14 protein-coding genes and 1 pseudogene are annotated in these 18,924 nt (G+C 71.9%); 8 read left to right on the top strand and 7 right to left on the bottom strand.

Going from position 1 to position 18,924, the window contains the following annotated elements:
* Positions 1–260: 260 nt before the first annotated feature.
* Entirely contained in the window at positions 261–1,109 is an 849-nt protein-coding gene (locus AB0N14_RS01990) for an FCD domain-containing protein (RefSeq protein ID WP_366023794.1), read from the bottom strand.
* Between the two features lie 375 nt (positions 1,110–1,484).
* Here AB0N14_RS01990 and AB0N14_RS01985 point away from each other — a divergent pair, with 375 nt between their 5' ends.
* The 5 genes from AB0N14_RS01985 to AB0N14_RS01965 all read left to right on the top strand — a co-directional run bounded on the left by AB0N14_RS01985 (position 1,485) and on the right by AB0N14_RS01965 (position 5,363).
* Positions 1,485–2,318, top strand: a complete 834-nt coding sequence (locus AB0N14_RS01985; protein ID WP_366023793.1) for a fumarylacetoacetate hydrolase family protein — start codon at positions 1,485–1,487, stop codon at positions 2,316–2,318.
* A 1-nt stretch (position 2,319) separates the two neighbouring features.
* Positions 2,320–3,069 carry an SDR family oxidoreductase gene (locus AB0N14_RS01980; protein WP_366023792.1) on the top strand — a complete coding sequence of 250 codons (750 nt, stop codon included), beginning with the start codon at positions 2,320–2,322 and terminating at the stop codon, positions 3,067–3,069.
* A gap of 4 nt (positions 3,070–3,073) precedes the next feature.
* The gene (locus AB0N14_RS01975) at positions 3,074–3,397 is read left to right on the top strand and encodes an L-rhamnose mutarotase (protein WP_361987953.1); all 324 of its coding nucleotides are present in this window, start codon (positions 3,074–3,076) and stop codon (positions 3,395–3,397) included.
* A 122-nt stretch (positions 3,398–3,519) separates the two neighbouring features.
* Positions 3,520–4,353 carry an amidohydrolase family protein gene (locus AB0N14_RS01970; RefSeq protein WP_366023791.1) on the top strand — a complete coding sequence of 278 codons (834 nt, stop codon included), beginning with the start codon at positions 3,520–3,522 and terminating at the stop codon, positions 4,351–4,353.
* A complete protein-coding gene (locus AB0N14_RS01965) occupies positions 4,350–5,363 on the top strand; it encodes an aldo/keto reductase (RefSeq protein ID WP_366023790.1) in 1,014 nt (337 codons plus the stop codon). The genes AB0N14_RS01970 and AB0N14_RS01965 overlap by 4 nt, the downstream gene beginning before the upstream one ends.
* Before the next feature lie 197 nt (positions 5,364–5,560).
* Here AB0N14_RS01965 and AB0N14_RS01960 read toward each other — a convergent pair whose 3' ends face one another.
* The 3 genes from AB0N14_RS01960 to AB0N14_RS01950 all read right to left on the bottom strand — a co-directional run bounded on the left by AB0N14_RS01960 (position 5,561) and on the right by AB0N14_RS01950 (position 7,930).
* The gene (locus AB0N14_RS01960; RefSeq protein ID WP_366023789.1) at positions 5,561–6,343 is read right to left on the bottom strand and encodes a VOC family protein; all 783 of its coding nucleotides are present in this window, start codon (positions 6,341–6,343) and stop codon (positions 5,561–5,563) included.
* Positions 6,344–6,530: 187 nt separating this feature from the next.
* Positions 6,531–7,250: a hypothetical protein gene (locus AB0N14_RS01955; RefSeq protein ID WP_366023788.1), complete on the bottom strand. Its 720-nt coding sequence runs from the start codon at positions 7,248–7,250 to the stop codon at positions 6,531–6,533.
* Between the two features lie 107 nt (positions 7,251–7,357).
* The gene (locus tag AB0N14_RS01950; RefSeq protein ID WP_366023787.1) at positions 7,358–7,930 is read right to left on the bottom strand and encodes a sigma-70 family RNA polymerase sigma factor; all 573 of its coding nucleotides are present in this window, start codon (positions 7,928–7,930) and stop codon (positions 7,358–7,360) included.
* Positions 7,931–8,144: 214 nt separating this feature from the next.
* On the opposite strand from AB0N14_RS01950, the pseudogene AB0N14_RS01945 reads away from it, so the two are divergent.
* A pseudogene (locus AB0N14_RS01945) lies at positions 8,145–8,507 on the top strand (N-acetylmuramoyl-L-alanine amidase); the annotation flags it as partial.
* A 110-nt stretch (positions 8,508–8,617) separates the two neighbouring features.
* Here AB0N14_RS01945 and AB0N14_RS01940 read toward each other — a convergent pair.
* Positions 8,618–10,339: a RecQ family ATP-dependent DNA helicase gene (locus tag AB0N14_RS01940; protein ID WP_366023786.1), complete on the bottom strand. Its 1,722-nt coding sequence runs from the start codon at positions 10,337–10,339 to the stop codon at positions 8,618–8,620.
* 224 nt (positions 10,340–10,563) lie between these two features.
* Positions 10,564–11,727, bottom strand: a complete 1,164-nt coding sequence (locus AB0N14_RS01935) for a serine hydrolase domain-containing protein (RefSeq protein ID WP_366023785.1) — start codon at positions 11,725–11,727, stop codon at positions 10,564–10,566.
* A gap of 418 nt (positions 11,728–12,145) precedes the next feature.
* Here AB0N14_RS01935 and AB0N14_RS01930 point away from each other — a divergent pair, with 418 nt between their 5' ends.
* Both AB0N14_RS01930 and AB0N14_RS01925 read left to right on the top strand, forming a co-directional pair.
* The gene (locus tag AB0N14_RS01930) at positions 12,146–14,884 is read left to right on the top strand and encodes a SpoIIE family protein phosphatase (RefSeq protein WP_366023784.1); all 2,739 of its coding nucleotides are present in this window, start codon (positions 12,146–12,148) and stop codon (positions 14,882–14,884) included.
* Between the two features lie 155 nt (positions 14,885–15,039).
* On the top strand, positions 15,040–16,179 hold the full coding sequence (locus AB0N14_RS01925) for an extracellular solute-binding protein (RefSeq protein WP_366023783.1): 1,140 nt from the start codon (positions 15,040–15,042) through the stop codon (positions 16,177–16,179).
* A 10-nt stretch (positions 16,180–16,189) separates the two neighbouring features.
* Here the strand turns inward: AB0N14_RS01925 and AB0N14_RS01920 are convergent, their stop codons facing one another.
* Positions 16,190–18,757 (bottom strand): amino acid permease, encoded by a 2,568-nt coding sequence (locus tag AB0N14_RS01920; RefSeq protein ID WP_366024231.1) that lies wholly within the window; start codon positions 18,755–18,757, stop codon positions 16,190–16,192.
* Between the last annotated feature and the right edge of the window lie 167 nt (positions 18,758–18,924).

Below are 18,924 nucleotides of genomic sequence, written 5' to 3'. Positions count from 1 at the left end.
ACGTAGACGTCCAGGCCCGACGCGTTCGAGGGGGACGCCTGCGCCGGCACGGCGGCCAGGGGCGCCGTTGTCGCAGCGAGGGCCAGTGCGGCCACGAAAACTCTTCGGAGCGGCACGAATATTCGTGGAGAAACAGACGGTACAGACACAGGAATCCAATCGCCTGAATGAGGTGGCGTCCGGGAGCCCGCTCGTCCTGCGGGTTCCTCCGGCGTTGGGCGGCTCGGTCCGCGAGCCCGTGGTACCGGCGCGGTGCCGGACTATGAGGCGGATGTCTCCGGGGACGACGGCTCGTCCGCGGCACCGGCGCTCCTCGGCGGCTGCGCCGGCGCCCCGGAAGCGCCGCGGCCGTCAAGATTGAACAGCCGGTCACGGATCTTGCGTTCGAACTGGCTCTGAGTGGTGGCGATGTGCTCCATCATCAGCTGCCTGGCGAGATCGGCCTCCCCCGCGGCGACCGCCTCAGCTATGGCGAGGTGCTGTCCTGCGGCTACTTCCAGTGACCCGGGAGCGTCACCGTGGAAGAGCAGCACGTCGGACTGTGACGCGAAACGCCGCACGTTGGCGACGCTCGCTCTCAGAAAGACATTGTGTGCGGCGGCGCCCACCGCGTCGTGGAACGCGGCGTCGGCCCTGGCGAAGGCGTACCCGTCTGCCGCCCGGGCCGCCTCCAGTGACGACTGGGCGCACTCCCGGACGGTGCGGACCTCGATCGGCGTGGCGAGGGAGGCCGCACGGCGCGCCGTCTCCGACTCGATCACCGTCCGGTAGTCAAGCAGCATCAGGACGTGTTCCATGCTCGTCGGCCGGAAGTGTGAGAGCTGGTCGTCCACCAGCCCGCCGGTGGACTCGGCGACGAAGATGCCCGCGCCACGCCGCACACTCAGCCGGCCGATGGCGGCCAGGACCTTCACCGCCTCGCGGGTGACATTGCGGGAGGCGCCCAGGATCTCCGCCAGGCCCTGCTCCGTGGGCAGCCGGTCGCCGGCCCGCAGCTTCTGCTCCTCGATGTAGTTCAGCAGCTGCTCGGCGACCAGCTCATAGCCCGGCCTGTAGCGAGGCGACGCGTCGTCATCCTCTTCACCAGGTACCTGTGTTGCGGCTGCCACGGGGTAACCCTCCTCTTGCCTGTTTCACATTAATCAGGTTCATCGGCGGGGGTAACTATGGCATCGGCGTTACGGACTGGAAAGAGTCCGAGGATTTTTTTGTTCGTCTCCTCTTCGAAACACCCATCTACCAGGACATATAGGGAATCTCACTCGGAAGTATTGCGCACGAAGGGTCAGATCCTTATGGTCCTGACTGTCGGATGAAGCAGATCCTTCGCGATGGAGATCGCGCCGGCCCCGGGACGGGCGCTCGGCGCGGCTGCCACCAGGACCTGCATCCGGCTCGAGCCGCGATCGGAGTGCGGGGCCGTACGGCCCGGTGGCGCCCCATGCGGCGGGAATTCCGAGCACGCACCCGTGGGAGAGACCCCTATGAGACTGGCCCGGCACGGCACGGCAGGAGCCGAACGCCCCCTGATATCCGGGGCCGACGGACCGTGGCACGACCTGCGCCCCGTCGTCGCCGACCTGACGCCCGACACCCTTCCCACGGTCCTGGACGGCGTCGACCTCGACGCGCTGCCGGTGGTCGAGTCGCCCGGCAGGTTCGGGGCGCCGCTGACCGGGATCGGGAAGATCGTCTGCATCGGGCTGAATTACCGGCAGCACGCCGCGGAGACCGGCGCCGCCGTCCCCGAGGAGCCCATCGTCTTCCTCAAGACGCCGGACACCGTGGTCGGCCCCGACGACGAGGTCCTGATCCCCCGCGGCTCCCTGAAGACCGACTACGAGGTCGAACTCGCCGTCGTCATCGGCCGCGAGGCCCGCTATCTGCCCGACGAGGCCGCCGCTGCCGCGTGCGTGGCCGGCTACGCGATCAGCAATGACGTCTCCGAGCGCGAGTTCCAGCTCGAACGCGGCGGCCAGTGGGACAAGGGCAAGAACTGCGAGACGTTCAATCCGCTGGGCCCCTGGCTGCTCACCGCGGACGAGGTGCCCGACCCCCAGGCGCTCGGCCTGCGGCTGTCGGTCAACGGCGAGCCGCGCCAGGACGGCAACACCTCCGACATGATCTTCGGTGTGCACCACCTGATCCGGTATCTGAGCCACTTCATGGTGCTTCGTCCCGGTGACGTCATCAACACCGGTACCCCCGCGGGCGTCGCACTGGGCCGGCCCGGCCTGCCCTACCTGAGAGCGGGTGACGTCGTGGACCTGGAGATCGACGGCCTCGGCCGCCAGCGGCAGACATTCGGGCAGGCCTGACATGGGTGCTTTCGACGGACTCAGGGCTCTGGTCACCGGCGGTGCCTCCGGCATCGGCCTTGCCACCGCCCGGTTGCTCGCCGCCGAGGGGGCCCAGGTGGCCGTGCTCGATCTGCATCCCGCGCCCGAGGGCTTCACCGCTCACGTCCGGGCCGACATCGGCGACGACACCTCGGTCAGGGACGGCGTCGGAGCGGCCGTCTCGGCCCTCGGCGGCCTGGACGTACTGGTCAACAACGCCGGGATCGGTGCGCAGGGCGGCATCGAGGACAACCCCGACGAGGAGTGGCACCGCGTCCTGGACATCAACGTCCTCGGGCTGGTGCGGGTCACGCGCGCCGCGCTGCCCGCGCTGCGTGCCTCCGCCCACGCGGCGGTCGTCAACATCAGCTCGATCGCCGCGACGGCCGGTCTGCCGCAGCGGGCGCTGTACTCGGCCAGCAAGGGCGCCGTGCTGTCGCTGACCCGGGCGATGGCCGCCGACCTGCTGCCGGCCGGCATCCGGGTCAACGCCGTCAACCCCGGCACCGCCGACACACCGTGGGTCAGCCGGCTGCTGGACCGGGCGGACGACCCGGCGGCCGAACACGCGGCGCTGGCGGCCCGGCAGCCACACGGCCGTTTGGTCAGCGCCGACGAGGTCGCCGCCGCCGTCGCCTATCTGGCCTCCCCGGCCGCCGCCTCCACGACGGGCACCTCCCTGGCCGTGGACGGCGGCATGGACGGACTGCGACTGCGGAAGGAGGGCTGAGCGGATGCAGCGCTTCGCCGCCGTGATCCGTCTGCGGCCCGAGAAGGAGCGGGAGTACCGCGAACTGCACGCCGCCGCGTGGCCGGGCGTGCTCGCGGCCCTCAAGCGGGCCAACATCGGCAACTACTCCATCTTCCTCCGGGACGGCCTGCTCTTCAGCTACCTCGAGTACACGGGGACCGACTACTCCGCCGACACTGCGGCGATCGCCGCCGACCCGGTCTCCCGCGAGTGGTGGGCGTTGACCGATCCGTGCCAGCAGCCGCTGGACAGCGTGGCCGAGGGGCAGTGGTGGGCCCCCGCCGAGGAGGTCTTCCACCTCGACTGACGGCACGTGCCCGCCCCGGTCCGCGCCCACACCGACCCCGCGGAGGTCCTGCCCCGTTCCTACGCCGACGGTGGGGGCAGGAGCCCGACCGACATCCGTCCACCGACCCAGAGGACCGAACGGTGCGCATCGACGCTCATCACCATCTGTGGGACCTCGCAGTGCGGGACCAGCCGTGGACCCGCGACCTGCCCACCCTGCGCCGCACCTTCACCACCGCCGAACTGCGGCCGGCGCTCGACCGGAACGCGATCGAGGCCACCGTCCTCGTACAGACCATCGCCGTTGCGGAGGAGACCCCCGAACTGCTCGCCGTGGCCGCCGGAGACCCGCACGTGCGAGCGGTCGTCGGCTGGACGAGCCTGACCGATCCCGGCATCGCCGACCGCCTGGCGCGACTGCGCGAGCTGCCCGGGGGATCCGCGCTCGTCGGCATCCGGCACGGCATTCAGGACGAGGCCGACCCGGACTGGCCGGCGCGTCCCGAGGTCCGTCGCGGCATCGAGGCGGTGGGTGCCGCGGGCCTCGTCTACGACCTGCTCGTCCGGCCCGACCAACTGCCCGCCGCCGTCCGGACCGTACGCGAACTGCCCGACGTTCGTTTCGTCCTGGACCACGCCGGCAACCCGGTCGTCGGCACCGACGGCCTGACGCCGTGGACCAAGCTGCTGACCGAGTTGGCCGACTGCCCCAATGTCGCCGTGAAACTGTCCGGCCTGGTCACCCGGACCGCAGCCGATCCGGCCCGCGCTCTGCGTCCCTTCGCGGACGTACTGCTCGCGACAATGGGCCCGGGCCGCCTCATGTACGGCTCGGACTGGCCGGTCTGCCTGCTCGCCGCCGGATACGACGAAGTCCTGGCCGTCGCGGAGACGCTCACCGACCACCTGAACCCCGGCGAGCGCGAGGCGGTCTTCGGCACGACGGCCGCGCGCTGGTACGGGATCGCGTCGTGACGGCCCGCCGGCTCGGCCGTACGAGCGTCCGGGTCAGTGCACTGGGGTTCGGCGCCGCCCCCATCGGCAATCTCTACGCCCCGCTCGACGACGACCAGGCGCGGGCCGCGGTCGAGGCCGCCTGGGACGCCGGTGTGCGCTACTACGACACCGCCCCGCACTACGGCCTGGGGCTGTCCGAACGCCGGCTCGGCGCGGCCCTCGCCCACCGGCCACGAGCGGAGTTCACCCTCTCCACCAAGGTCGGCCGCCTGTTGGAGCCACACCCCGCCCCCACCGGATCCGACCTGGCCGCAGGTGGCTTCGCCGTACCGGACACGCTGATCCGCCGCCCCGACTACTCGCGCGACGGCGTGCTGCGGAGCCTGGAGGGCAGCCTGACCCGACTGGGTCTGGACCGTGTGGACGTCGTCTACGTCCACGACCCCGACGATCACCTCGACGCGGCCATCGACCAGGCACTGCCCGCGCTGGTGGCCCTCCGCGACCAAGGCGTCATCGGAGCCGTCGGCGTCGGCATGAACGCCGTCGCTCCACTACTGCGGGTCGTCGCCGAAGCGGACGTGGACACCGTGATGATGGCCGGCCGGTGGACTCTCATCGACCGCACCGCACGCCCGCTGCTGGAGGCGTGCACGAAGCGAGGTGTCTCGGTGGTCGCCGCGGCCCCGTTCAACTCGGGCCTCCTCAGCCGGCCCTGCCCTCCCGACAACGCCACCTTCGACTACGGCCCCGTCCCCGACGCGGTGCTGCGTCGTGCCCGGCGCCTTGCCGACGTCTGCGCCCGGCACGGAACCGTCCTCCCCCATGCCGCCGTACGCTTCCCGCTCCGCGACCCCGTGGTGGCCTGCGTCGTCGCGGGCTTCCGTTCCTCCGACGAGGTCACCTCCGCCGTCGCATGGGCCGGCACCGACCTGAGCGACGCGGCGTGGACGGAGCTCGACGCTGCCGCGGAAGCGGCCGAGGACGGGCCCGGTGGTATCGGTGGCGACGGCGGGCAGGGCGGGTGACCAGAACGAGATCCCGACCCTGCACGAGGTCGATCGCTCAACTCGTGTCGCGTACAAGGCGCTCTGAGGCGATGCAGCTTCCGCTGTGTGCGGCGGACCTCGACGGCGCAGGTGGCTCACGGCGGCCGAAGCTGCCGACGGCCCGCAACCGCCGCCAGGGGGAACGGATCGGCCCCGTCACCGTGCCCGCCGCTGGATCAGCCCTGGCGCGGGTTCGGCTTCAGCACGGCGAACACCGCCTGGCCCGGGTCCGCCAGCCAGACGATGCGTCCGACGTCCGGCACGTCCGTGGCCGGCATGAGCACCGTCCCGCCGTTACCCTGCACCGCCGTGACGGTGGCATCGGCGTCGGCCACGGCGAAGTACGGCACCCAGCGCGTTTCCTCCCGCTCGTCCTGAAGCGGAGCCACGCCGCCGAAGGACCCCTCCTGCTGGTCGCCTTCCTTGATGCTGAGCACCCGGTGCGTCATGCCGGGCGCCTCCATCTCCTGCGAACGCCAGCCGAACAGCGTGCGGTAGAAGCGGATCGCGGCTTCCGGGTCGCCCACGTGCAGTTCCACCCGCACCAGCGTGTTGTCCCGCGACGTCATCTCCAGGCCCTTGGTCCGCCCGGGCTGCCACACGGCGAACCGTGCCCCCTGCGGATCGGTGAACTGGGCCATCCAGCCCTCGCCCATGACGTCCATGGGTTCGGCACGCACACGGCCCCCGCCGGCGACCACGTCACGGGCGGTGGCCCGGATGTCGTGGCTCTGGAAGTACGTCGTCCAGGCCGACCCGGCCCCCTCCTCGGTCAGCGGCCCGACGGCACCGACGGTCTTCCCGTCCTTCTGGAAGAACCCGTAGCCGCCCGCCTCCGGCCCGGCGGACACGAACTGCCACCCGAAGACGGCGCCGTGGAAGGCGGCAGCCGCGTCCGTGTCCGGGCTGCCCAGGTCGATCCAGTTGGGTGACCCGGTGCGGTAGTCGGTGCCGAGCATGCGTTTCCTCCTGCGCGTGCGGTGCGGAGACCCCCGCCACTATGCCGACCCCATGGACAGGGCTCGGCGCACCGGCCCAGCGGGCCCGTGGGTTTCACCCGGGGGTGGGAAGGAAAGCCCGGTCGATGTTCCCGGTTGAGCCATGTGGCAGCTCGGTCGGGCGGCGCTCGCCGCTTCCTCGGCTTCCTCAGCCTCTGCGGTCCGCCTGCCCGGGTTTCTTGTCGGCGGACTTGCCGTTCGGCTTACCGCTGGGCTCGCCCGCGTCGCCGGTCCGCGCCTGTGACGACCGGTCGGCACAGTAAGCAGCGACGTTGTCCTCCCCGCCGGCGGCTGCGAGGAACCGCTGCCAGGCCGTCGAGTCGAGCGCCTTGCCGCGGCCCTTCACCGACGCGTACGCGCGGCAGTGGGCCTGGATGTCCTTGGCCGTGGGCGGACGGTCCTGCGGGGCAGAGGTGGCGGGCGTGGTGGGCTCGGCCGCCTCCGGCGCCGTCCTGGAGGGCTGCGAAACCGTCGATGACGGACGCCGCTGCCCGGGGGCCTGGTCCTGTGGACTCCCGGAGGAGTCGGGCGAGCCGATCGCCGCGATCGCGACACCGCCCAGGGTGAAGGTGGCGACGAAGAGGGCGACGGTGGGTTTCACCCAGCGGCCGGCAGGGCTGCGCCGCGCACGCCAGTCGTCCCGCCTCCGGGTTCGCGCCTCCTTGTGAACCCCTGCGTCGCGCGCGGCGCGGAAAGCGGCCACAGCTCGCCGCTCGGCGGTCGTATCAAGGACGTCGGCACGCAACGCGTGACCGAGTGCCGCTTCCAGGTCCGTGAGACCGGCCGCGCTGTCCGCGTGGGCCACTGGGTCGTCCGCGCCGGCGCGTCGACGGGCGAACGCTCCGCCGTCGCTGTGTCGGTCGCCCATGCCTGTGTCCGTCCTTGCGTGATCGTTGCTCGTTTGTTGTACGCGTCTGGCGCCGTCGTTGCTCATTTCGACTGCCTCAGCGTATGGACCCCTTTCCCTGTCACAGCTCAGGCGCCGAGTTGGCGGGCCAGCCGTTTCAGCCCGCGGTGCGCGGCGGTGCGGACCGCGCCGGGCCGCTTGCCCAGGACACGTGCCGCGGCCGGCCCGTCGAGGCCGACGACGACGCGCAGCAGCACCGCCTCGGCCTGATCACGGGGCAGGCCGCGCACCAGTTCCAGCGCGCGTTCGGTCGAGAGAGCCTCCAGCGCCTGGTCATGGGCACTGTCCGGCCCCGGCAACTCCATGAGGTCCAGGTCGAGCGCGGCAGGCACGGGGCGGCTACGACGGCGGCGCAGGTGGTCCAGGGCCCGGTGGCGGGCGATGGTCGCGCTCCAGCCGCGGAAGCCGGCGCCGTCGCCCCTGAACCGGCCCAGGTCGCGGGCGATCTCCAGCCAGGCTTCGGACGCCACGTCCTCGGCGTCGTCCATGACCAGCCCGCGCAGGTAACCCAGCAGTCCGGGCTGCACGATCCGGTACACGACCGCGAAGGCGGCCTCGTCGCCGTTCTGAGCCCGCGCGACGGCGGCACCCAACTCCGCGTCCCGCGGCTGCCCGCTGCGGGGCTCGCCTCCCTGGCCCACAACCTGTCCCAGTCCGCCCGTTCGTCGAGCACGCGGCGGTGGGCCCGCGTCGCGGTGCCGCGAGTCGCTGCCCACCCCTACATGATCATCAGCGCCGGGACGCACAGGAATGTCACAGCGGTCCGGATGACATTCGGACGACTCTGATCGTGCGGATCGAGTGCGTCGGCGACCCCATGCAGGCAAGCGATCGCAGTGATCTGCGTCACTCCAGCCTGTTTCGCTGGAGGAGAGCTCCGCCACCAAGTTCGGCAGCTGGACCACTCGCTCCTCCACCAGCTACCTCGGCGGCAAGTCCTACTCCAGCGGTTCCAAGGGCGCCAGCCTCACCTGGACCTTCACCGGTCGTTCAGCCGCCTGGGTGGTCTCCCGCGCCTCCAGCTCCGGCCAGGCCTACGTCTACGTCGACGGCACCAAGGTCGCCACGGTGGATCTGAAGTCCTCCACCCCCCTCTACCGGCAGGCGATCTGGACCAAGACGTGGGCCGGCACTGCCAAGCACACCGTCAAGATCGTGGTAGTCGGCACCAGCGGTCGTCCCACCGTCACCACCGACGGGCTCGTCTACATCAAGTGACCCCCGACGCCGCCGACGTGGCGGCGTGCCGTCCGACCGGCGCATGCGGGACCGCATGCGCCGGTCGGCGTGTACGGGACCGCGGCATGACGTCGCGTGCGCCCGCGCGGTCAGCCGGCCGACCGGTGCTCGCCCGGTCGGCGCACCACCGTGAGCAGGTTGTCGTGCTCGGCCACCGCCTCCAACGACAGGGTGCGGTAACCGGCCTGGTCGAACAGCACGGTGATGCGGTCCTGGTCCTGGCTGAGCACCGTGCCGTCGCCCCACTGCTCATGGCGCACCTCGGTGCCGACTGGGTAAGACTTCGCGGCGGGGTGGGCGCAAGTCCGAGTGTCCGCTCCGCCACCGGTTCCCTCGGCGGCCTCGTCGTCACACATGTCGCAGTTCCCGCACGGCGCCTCGAAGGCTTCTCCGAAGTAGCCGAGCAGGAAGTGCCGTCGGCAGCCGGTCGTCTCGGCGTACGCCCGGGCCATGTCGACGCGGGACCGGTCGGTCCGGCGGTGTGCCTCGGCCGTCTGCCGCGCCTGCTCGGCAGCCCGGCCGGCCGGCACCCCAGGGGTCGGGCGTACCTCGCCGTCCTGCCCCGTGGTGACGGCGCCGGCTTCCTCCAGCAGGTTCACCGCCGCGGTGACCCGGTTGCGGGACAGTCCCGTGGCCTCGCGCAGCCGGTCCGGATGCGCCGGGTCCGCGCGGTGGTCGTGGACCGCCCGGGCTACCTCCGACAGGGAGTTCCGACTGGGGCTGCGGCCGGCGAAGTAGTTCTGCATCCCCGTGTCCTCGGCCCGGTAGTGCAGGACGGCGAGGGCTGGGCGGCCGTCCCTGCCGCAGCGGCCGATCTCCTGGTAGTAGGCGTCCAGCGAGCCCGGCAGCGAGGCGTGCAGGACGAACCGTACGTCTTCCTTGTCGATGCCCATGCCGAACGCGGAGGTCGCCGCCACGACGTCCACCTCGCCGCTGAGGAAGGCGTCGTGGATGCGGGCGCGCTCGGCGGCGCGCAGGCCGGCGTGGTAGGCCTCGGCGGACAGTCCAAGGGCTGCGAGTTCCCCGGCGTAGTACTCGCTGTCCTTGCGGGTCGCGGCATAGACGATGCCCGGTTTCGGCTCGGCGGCGGCCCGCTCGACCACGGCCCGGCGGCGGTCGTCCTCGTCCAGGAAGCGGCGGACCTGCAGCCGGATGTTCGGCCGGTCGAATCCGGCCACCATCAGCCGCGGCCGGCGCATGCCGAGCCGCTCGGCGATCTCCTTGCGCACCGGGGGCGCGGCGGTCGCGGTCAGGGCCAGGACCGGTGGTCCGCCCACACGTCGTACCGCGTGCTCCAGACGCAGATAGTCGGGACGGAAGTCGTGGCCCCAGGACGAGACGCACTGCGCCTCGTCCACCACGAACAGGCCGGGACGCGCCTCGGCGAGCCTGTCCACGACATCGTCCTTGGCCAACTGCTCCGGCGACAGGTACAGCAGACGGGCATCGCCGTGGCGCACCGCCTTCCAAGCGGCCTCCGTATCCGCAGCGCCCAGGTCGGAGTTGACCGCGACGGCACCGGGCGCGCCTTCGCCGTCCGGCAGGCCGGCGATCTGGTCCGTCTGGAGGGCCAGCAACGGCGACACCACTACGACCGGAGCGGACACCATCAGGGCGGTGACCTGGTAGATGGCGGACTTGCCGGACCCGGTCGGCATGACGACGAGGGTGTCCTCGCCGTCCAGCACCCACTCCATGGCCGTGAGCTGCTCGGGCAGAAGCGTGTCCCAGCCGAACACGTCGGCGGCGATGGCTCGCAGACGCGCGGCCCGGTCCCGCTGCCCTGCCGGCGGCCGCCCCTTCCGTGCCACGGCACGCTCCTTCGCTGTTCGACGCGGACACGGGCACGTCCCGCGACCGCGGCGTTCGCCGAGTACCCCGGGGCTGGGCGCTTATCCGTAGCCGGTGGCAGGGGGCGAGCAACCCGCGCGGGGGTGAACCCGGGCCCGCGACAGGGGAAGGGGGCCGGTCCCTTCGGGAGCGGCCCCTTGCGCGGTTGTCAGTGCTTCTACGGTTGTCAGTGCTTCTGCGGCGGTCAGCGCCTCGCGGCCGGCAGTGACCGCCATTCGGAGGCATGCGCCGGGGCGAGGTCCACCTTGGCCGACCGCAGGGCCGGGGAACCGGTGGTGGGAGCGCACAGAGCCTTCGCCGCGAACGTGTTGATGGCGTCGTCGATCGGGCTCGGGGTCACCGTGCCGTCCGGTCCGAGCTTGTCGTATTTCGACAGGTTGTAGGCGAGGGCCATCTGTCGGCGGCCGTCCGGGCTGGAGATCGCCCATGTCTCGGCGCCGAACACCGCGCCGCTATGGCCCCAGAACGTGCCGCATCCCCAGTCGAATCGTATGAGGCCCAGACCGTAGTGCCCCGTCACATTGCCCTGGGCGTCGGTCATCGGGACCGCCGTCTCCATCTGGGCCAGTTCGGCGGCGGGGAGCAGTCGCCCGGTGAGCAGCTGCCGGTAGAAGCGGTCGAGATCCGCCATGGTGGAGACGACGGCGCCGGCGGTTCCGGCCCAGGACATGTCGTAGACGCTGTAGTCGCGCGGTGGATCGATCAGTCCGTAGAAGGACTCGTACAGCTTCGGGTGCGGGCCGGTGATGCGCGGGCTGACGGGGAAGTACGTGTGCCGCAGACCGGCCCGGCGGATGACGTTGCGCGTGATGTACCGCTCGGGGTTCTCGCCGGTGAGCTTGCCGAGCAGCAGCCCCGCGATGACGTAGTTCGTGTTGGAGTACGACCACTTCTCGCCGGGAGCGCCGGTCGGCGGAGCCTGCACTCCCATCCGGACCAGCTCCCGCGGGTCGACGTGACGGAAGCGGTTCTCGTCCAGGCTGCTCGTGGACAGCGTCTGCAACGACGGGAAGGCGTAGAGGACGTAGTCCCCGATACCGCTGGTGTGGTTCAGCAGCATCCGCACGGTGATCCGGTCACCGCGCTGTCCGGGGACGAGGCCGGGGAGGTACCGGGAGACGGGCGCGTCCAGGTCGAGACGGCCCGCGGCGACCTGCTGGAGCAGGGCGACAGCGGTCATCGACTTGGAGATGCTGCCGATCCGCTGCTCCATGTCGGGCGTCACCGGGCGGCCGGTGTCCCGGTCGGCGACACCGGCGGCACCGCGCCACGTGGTGTCACCGTCCCGCACGGCCGCGTAGGCGCCGTACATGCCGGCGGTGTGGATGGCCTCGAGCGCATCCGCCAAAACCGCCCGGTCCGTGGCCGGCCGGTGGGCAGCGGCGGCGGGGGTGGCCGGGCGGGTGGCCGCCTGTGCCTGGGGGAGCGCGGCAGCCGAGGTGACAAGGGCCGCGGCACAGGTGAGGGCAACGGCCCATCTCCGTCTCGTCGGGGCCGGGCGTCGCTCGTGTCGGCGTGCTAAGTGCATGTTGTGTCCACGACCTCTCTGCGTGCGGGTACCGGGAAAGATCCTCACGGTGATCTTCGCCTGGGTGGTGGTGAGGGGGCATCGTGCACGCGGAGGAGCAGGGGTGCTACCGGCGGACGAGCGGATTTCGGTCAGGTGGTTCCGGCCGGGCGACGGGAAGGGCGGGGGTGGGGCGCAGCACGGCACCCGGGGGCCGGTGAGTGTGCGCGTTCCATCACATAAACGATAGAAAGGGGGTATGACTGGAGAATCCGGTCGATCTGCGCGCCGCCGACGCCGCCCCGGCCGCTCGCTGAGCGTGCGCAGTCTCGCCGGGCAGGTCTTTCTCCTGCAGTTCGCCGTCGTGGTGCTGCTCGTCGCCGCCACGCTGGTGGCTCTCGTGGTGCAGGACCGGCGCGACAACATGGCGGACGCCCGGAACCGTACCCTCGCCGCCGCCCAGACGTTCGCCAACTCGCCGGGGATCGTGGCCGCGCTGGACAGCCCGGATCCGAGCGCGGTGCTCCAGCCGCATGCCGAGGCGGCCCGGAAGGCCGCTGGTGTCGACGCCGTCATCGTGTACCGGCTGGACGGGACCACCCTCACCCACAGCGATCCGCACCAGATCGGCAAGCATGTCATCGGCCCCTACGCGCAGGCCGCGGCCGGCAAGCCGTTCACCAGGACCTTCCAGGGGTCCCTGGGGCTCTCGGTGATCTCGGCGGTCCCGGTCAGGGCCCCCGACGGCTCGGTCGTCGCCATCGTCTCCGTTCCCGTCACGGTCGAGAAGGTGCAGCACCGGGTGGACCGGCAGTTGCCGGTGCTCTTCGGCGGCACCGCCGGGGCACTGGTCATCGCCGTGGGCGGGTCCGCCCTGGTGAGCCGCCGGCTGCGGCGGCAGACCCATGGCCTGGGCCCGACCGAGATGACCCGGATGTACGAGCACCACGACGCGGTCCTGCACGCCGTACGGGAAGGCGTACTGATCATCGACGCCGAGGGCAGACTGCTGCTGGCCAACGACGAGGCACGGCGGCTGCTGGACCTGCCGGCGGACGCCGAGGGACGCCATGTCACCGATCTGGGTCTCGAGGAGGACCTGCCCGGGCTGCTGGCCTCCGACCGCCCGGCCACCGACGAGGTGTACCTCGCGGCCGACCGCCTCCTGGCGGTCAACAAGCGACCCACCGCACCCCACGGACCGGCCGGCAGCGTGGTGACGCTCCGGGACACCACGGAGCTGCTCGCGCTGTCCGGCCGGGCGGAGGTGGCGCGCGAACGCCTGAAACTGCTCTACGACGCCGGGGGCCGGATCGGCACCACCCTGGACGTGAAGCGCACCGCCGAGGAACTGGCGGAGGTGGCGGTGCCCCGGTTCGCGGACGTGGTCACCGTCGAACTGCTGGAGCGGGTCCTGTCCGGCGGGGAGCCCTCCGCGGCGAACCCCGACGTGCGCCGGGTCGCGGTCGTGGGCCTGCACGACGACCGTCTCCTCTACCCCGTCGGCGCGCTGGTCCGGTTCATCCCCGCCCACCCCGTCGCCCGGGCGATGGAAGGCGGACGGGCGGTCCTCGTCAGGGACCTGAGCGCGGACGACAGCTGGGTGGCCCAGGACGCCGTACGGTCCCGGCGCATCCTCGACCACGGCATCCACTCCCTGCTGGCGGTCCCGCTGCGAGCCCGCGGGGTGGTACTGGGAGCGGTCGACTTCTGGCGGGGGCGCGCCTCCCCGCCGTTCGACGAGGAGGACGTGTCCTTCGCCGAGGAGCTGGTCGCCCGGGCCGCGGTGAGCATCGACAACGCCCGCCGCTTCACCCGTGAGCACACGATGGCCGTCACCCTGCAGCACAGCCTGCTGCCCCGCGGGCTTCCCGAGCAGTCCGCCCTCGACGTGGCCTACCGCTACCTGCCCGCGCAGGCCGGAGTGGGCGGCGACTGGTTCGACGTCATCCCGCTGTCCGGTGCCCGGGTGGCCCTGGTGGTCGGCGACGTCGTAGGCCACGGCCTGCACGCCGCGGCGACCATGGGCAGGCTGCGGACCGCCGTGCACAACTTCTCCGGCCTGGACATGCCCGCGGACGAGCTCCTCGGCCGACTGGACGAATTGGTGGCCCAGATCGACGCCGAGGAGGTCACCGCAGGGGAGGACGGGCAGGGGATCGCCGGGGCGAGCTGCCAGTACGCCGTCTACGACCCCGTCTCCGGGCAGCTGGCCATCGCCACCATGGGCCACCCGGGACCGGCGGTCGTCCATCCCGACGGGAGCGTGGACTTCCCCCCGGTGCCCGTCTCGCCGCCCCTCGGCCTGTGCGCCGGTCTGCCCGTCGAGAGCGCCGAGCTGACCGTGCCCGAGGGGTCGCGGCTGGTGCTCTTCACCGACGGCCTGGTCGAGGACCGCGACCGAGACCTGGACACCGGCCTCGCGACCCTGCGCGCCGCCCTGACCGGACCCGACCGCACCCCGGAGGCCATCTGCGCGAGGGTGATGGACGCGCTGCTGCCCGAGCGGCCCACGGACGACATCGCGCTGCTGGTGGCCCGCACCCGCTGTCTCGGCCCCGACCGGGTCGCGGAGTGGCAGGTGCCCCGCGACCCCGCGGCGGTGGGCCCGGTGCGCACCGCCTGCGCCCGCCGGCTGACGGAGTGGGGCCTGGAGGAGAACGTCTTCACCGCCGAGCTCATCCTCAGCGAGCTGATCACCAACGCCGTCCGCTACGGCGGCGAACCCATCTCCGTCCGGCTGCTGCGCGACCGCGCCCTGATCTTCGAGGTGGCGGACGGCAGCAGCACCTCGCCCCGGCTGCGCCGGGCGAAGGCCACCGACGAGGGGGGCCGCGGACTGTTCCTGGTCGCCCAGTTCGCCGAGCGCTGGGGCACCCGCTACACGGGCACCGGCAAGGTCATCTGGGCCGAACAGTCCCTCCACGGCGGCGCCACGCCGGGCGCCGAAGGACTCGGCGAGATCCTGCTCGGCCAGTGGGAGGACACGGCCCTGTGAGGGCGCCGCACACACCGCCTCACCTGCGCGATCGCCCGGCGTGGGTACGCTGGCCTGGATGACCGAAGGGCCGACGCGGTACCCGTATCGCGGCGGAAGGCCCGAGAGTTCCGAAACCCCACGATCGCGCCGCCCGCACCCCGTCTGGAGCCGTCGTGACCGCACCCCGTGGCCGAGCCGCAGCCGTCCTCGGCTGCCTCGCCCTCACGACGCTGTGCCTGAACGCCTGCGGCGGCCCACCGACCACCCGGCTCGAGAAGCCGGCGACGGCGACCTCCGCGGAGAACGCGGGCGGCGTGCGGGCCCTGGCCGCCGCGGCGAAGAAGGAGGGCATGCTCACGGCGATCGCGCTTCCGCGTGACTGGGCCGACTACGGCGGCCTGATCGACGGCTTCCAGAAGAAGTACGGGATCAAGGTGACCGTCCAGGACCCACTGGGGCACAGCCAGGACGAGATCAACGCCCTCACAAGCAGCGGAACGCGGCCGACCGCCCCCGACGTGATCGACGTCGGCGACACCTTCGCGCGGACAGCGGCGCGGCAGAACCTGCTCGCGCCGTACAAGGTCGCGGCGTTCGACGCGATCCCCGGCAACCAGAAGGACCCCGGCGGCCGCTGGTCCAACAACTACGGCGGCTACATCTCGATCGGCTGCGACGCCCGGCGCGTCAAGCCCTGCCCGCAGACCTTCGCCGATCTGCTGAAGCCCGCCTACAAGGGGATGGTCGCCCTCGCGGGCGACCCGACCCGGTCGGAGGCCGCCTTCGCCGGCGTCTACGCGGCCGCTCTGGCGAACAACGGGTCGTTCGACGACATCCGGCCCGGCATCGACTTCTTCGCCAAGCTGAAGAAGAGCGGCAACTTCAACCCCCTGACCGCCACCTCGGCGACGGTCCGGGACGGCCGGACACCCATCACCGTCAACTGGGACTACATCAACCTCCACGCCGCCGACGAGCTCCGCGGCAAGGGCGTGAACTGGCAGGTCTCGATCCCGTTCGACGGCAGCTTCGCCCAGTACTACGCGCTGGCGGTCAACAGACACGCCCCGCACCCGGCGGCCGCCCGCCTGTGGCAGGAGTACCTGTTCAGCACGGAGGGCCAGAACCTCCGGCTCTACGGCTGTGCCCGCCCGGTCCTCATGGATGTCATGCGGAAGGACGGCACCCTGAACAAGACCGCCGCCGCCCGGCTGCCGACGGTGGAGGGAACACCGCAGTTCCCGACGGACGCGCAACTGGAGAAGGCGAGGCGGACCGTCGACCGGGGCTGGACGGCGGCCGTCTCCGGCTGACCGGCGCGCCCTACGAGGAGTCGGCGGGCGCCAGAGGCTGCTCGGTCCAGATGGTCTTGCCCGTGGGGGTGTAGCGCGTCCCCCACTGGTGGGTCATCTGGGCGATGATGTACAGGCCCCGGCCGCCCTCGTCGTCGCTCGCCGCGTGGCGCAGGTTCGGGGCGGTGTGCCCGGTGTCGGACACCTCGCAGATCAGGGAGCCCGCGGCGCATCCGCTGATCGGCTCCGTGCGGATCAGACGCACCTGGATCGGGCCGCCGACGTAACGGATCGCGTTGGTGACCAGCTCGGTCACGATGAGCTCGGTGGTGAACACGAGGTCGTCGAGACCCCAGTCGCCGAGCTGCTTGCCGACGGTGTTGCGGACGGAGGCGACCGCCGCCGGGTCCGCCGCCAGCTCCCACTGCGCGAGCCGGTTGCGGTCCAGCAGGCGGGTGCGGACCAGCAGCAGCGTCGCGTCCTCGTCCACCGGCCCGGGCAGCAGCGTGGCCACCGCCCGGTCGCACAGGTCCTCCAACGACTCGCGGTGATCGGCGAGGGCCCGGGCGAGCAGACCGCGCCCGGTCTCGGGGCCGTCCGCCGCCTGGAAGAGGCCATCCGTGAAGAAGGCGAGAAGGCTGCCCGGCGCGAGCCGCAGTTCGGTGGACTGGTAGGGCGGGCCGGTGCCTCCGAGCGGCGGGCCGGGCGGGAGCTCCGGGTAGTCGGCGACGCCCGTGTCCGGCGCGACGACCGCCAGTGGCGACCGGCCCGCCCGCGCCAGGCTGCACTGTCCCGACACCGGGTCGTAGACCGCGTACAGGCAGGTCACCCCCCGGGCCTCGTCGGCGTGCCGGCCGTGGCCCGCGGGATGGCCGGGCGCGCGCTCGAGCGCGGTCTGCTCGACCAGGTCGGCCAGCCGGGCGAGCAGTTCGTCCGGGGCCAGGTCCAGCCGGGCCAGCACACGGACGCCCGTACGCAGGCGCCCCATGGTGGCGGCCGCCCGCAGCCCGTGGCCGACCACGTCCCCGGCGACCAGACCGACCCGGGTGCCCGACAGCGGGATGACGTCGAACCAGTCGCCGCCCACCCCGGACCCGCTGTCGGCGGGCAGATAGCGGCTCGCGGCCTGCACGGCGGTGTGCGGGGGCAGGCGGTGCGGGAGCAGGCTCCGCTGGAGCTTGAGGGCCGCGGTGTGCTCACGGGTGATCACCAGCATCAGCACGAAGCCCAGCAGCAGGGCGCCCAGGCCCACCACCGTGACCCCGCCCGTCGGGCCGATCACCGGCAGGTCGACGACCGTCGCGCCGTAGCGGGGGTCCGCGTAGACGCCGAAGGCGGCGTAGAGGAACAGCGCGAGCATCAGCAGACCGCCGAGCCCCGGCAGGACACCCTTGCACAGCAGGTCACCGGCGCTGCGGGTGAGGACCCTGCGGTGGTACCACAGGCAGGCGAAGCCGGTCAGCCCGTAGTAGAACGCGATCGCCAGGCCGACCGATTGGACCGAGTCGGCCAGGAAGTCCCGGCTGAACGAGGACAGCAGGAGCAGCACGGCGATGGAGAGCGCGCCCATGCCGACGGTCGACCAGGTCGGGGTGAGGAACCTGCGGTGGACCCGGGCGAACCGGGCGGGGACCGCCTTGTGGACCGCCATCGAGAACACGGTGCGGGCCAGCGGCAGGATGGTCGTCTGGGTGGAGGCCAGCGCCGAGGTCAGCACCATCAGGATCAGCAGCCGGGAGAACACCAGCCCCGGTCCGTGGCTGCCGAAGACGGCGTTGCCCAGCACGGAGAGCACATCGCCCGAGTTGCCGGCGTTGCCCAGCCCGATGCCCGAGCCGGCGATCCCGGCGAACGCCTGCGTGGACGTCGACACCAGTGCGTAGGTGACCAGGAGCAGCACGGTGGAGACCACCGCGGCGCGCCCGGGGATGCGTGTGCTGTCGACGGTTTCCTCGTTGACCGAGACGGCGGTGTCCCAGCCCCAGTAGATGAACACCGCCACGAGGAGGCCGGAGGTCAGCGCCCTCGCCGAGGACACCTGGAAGGGGTCGAACCAGGAGGCGGAGATGTGGATCGCCGTCGGGGGAGCGCTGGTGTAGACCCTGACCAGCGCGGTCACCGCGAACAGGACCAGCACCGCCACCTCGACGCACAGCAGCCAGCGCTGGAGGGCGGCCGAGATCTCGATGCCGATGTAGCAGACGGCGGTCAGTACGACGATCCAGACGATGCCCGCCACGGTGGTCCACAGCCGGCTCGCCGCCAGGCCGTCCAGGCCCACCAGCCGGAAGCCGTAGATACCTGCGATGTCGGCGAGGTTGGCCAGGACGAGGATGTCCGCGACGATCAGGCCCCATCCGGCCATCCAGCCGGTGCGCGGGCCGAAGGCACGGGTCGCCCAGGTGAAGGCGGTCCCGCAGTCGGCGTTGGACGCGTTCAGCTCCCGGTAGGCGTACGCGATCAGCAGCATCGGGATGAACGCCAGCATGGTGACGATCGGGGCCTGCAGTCCCACACCCGCCACGATGAGGCCCAGCGTGGCCGCCAGGCTGTACGCCGGGGCCGTGGAGGCCAGGGCGATGACGACCGAGGAGAACATGCCGAGGGCGTCGCTCTTGAGCCCTTTCCGGCCGGGCCCCGTGCCGGGGGCGGGGCGGTCGGCGGGACGAGTCGAAAGTGCGGCCCTGTCACCCACCTTGCCCATTATGTGGAGAATCGGCAGGGAGCGCTTCTTCGTCACCGGGTGGGACGACCGGGCCGGGGAGG

The sequence above is a fragment of the Streptomyces sp. NPDC051104 genome (assembly GCF_040682835.1).
Classification (GTDB): Bacteria; Actinomycetota; Actinomycetes; order Streptomycetales; family Streptomycetaceae; genus Streptomyces; species Streptomyces cynarae.
Note: the sequence above shows the minus strand (reverse complement) of the source record. Positions and strands in the feature narration are given on the sequence as shown.

What these genes read in the sequence shown, in the direction of transcription:
- AB0N14_RS01920 (WP_366024231.1), bottom strand. Translation starts at nt 18,757, where the DNA reads ATGTTCTCCTCGGTCGTCATCGCCCTGGCCTCCACGGCCCCGGCGTAC.
- AB0N14_RS01955 (WP_366023788.1), bottom strand. Translation starts at nt 7,250, where the DNA reads ATGGGCGACCGACACAGCGACGGCGGAGCGTTCGCCCGTCGACGCGCC.
- AB0N14_RS01980 (WP_366023792.1), top strand. Translation starts at nt 2,320, where the DNA reads ATGGGTGCTTTCGACGGACTCAGGGCTCTGGTCACCGGCGGTGCCTCC.
- AB0N14_RS01930 (WP_366023784.1), top strand. Translation starts at nt 12,146, where the DNA reads ATGACTGGAGAATCCGGTCGATCTGCGCGCCGCCGACGCCGCCCCGGC.
- AB0N14_RS01985 (WP_366023793.1), top strand. Translation starts at nt 1,485, where the DNA reads ATGAGACTGGCCCGGCACGGCACGGCAGGAGCCGAACGCCCCCTGATA.
- AB0N14_RS01975 (WP_361987953.1), top strand. Translation starts at nt 3,074, where the DNA reads ATGCAGCGCTTCGCCGCCGTGATCCGTCTGCGGCCCGAGAAGGAGCGG.
- AB0N14_RS01960 (WP_366023789.1), bottom strand. Translation starts at nt 6,343, where the DNA reads ATGCTCGGCACCGACTACCGCACCGGGTCACCCAACTGGATCGACCTG.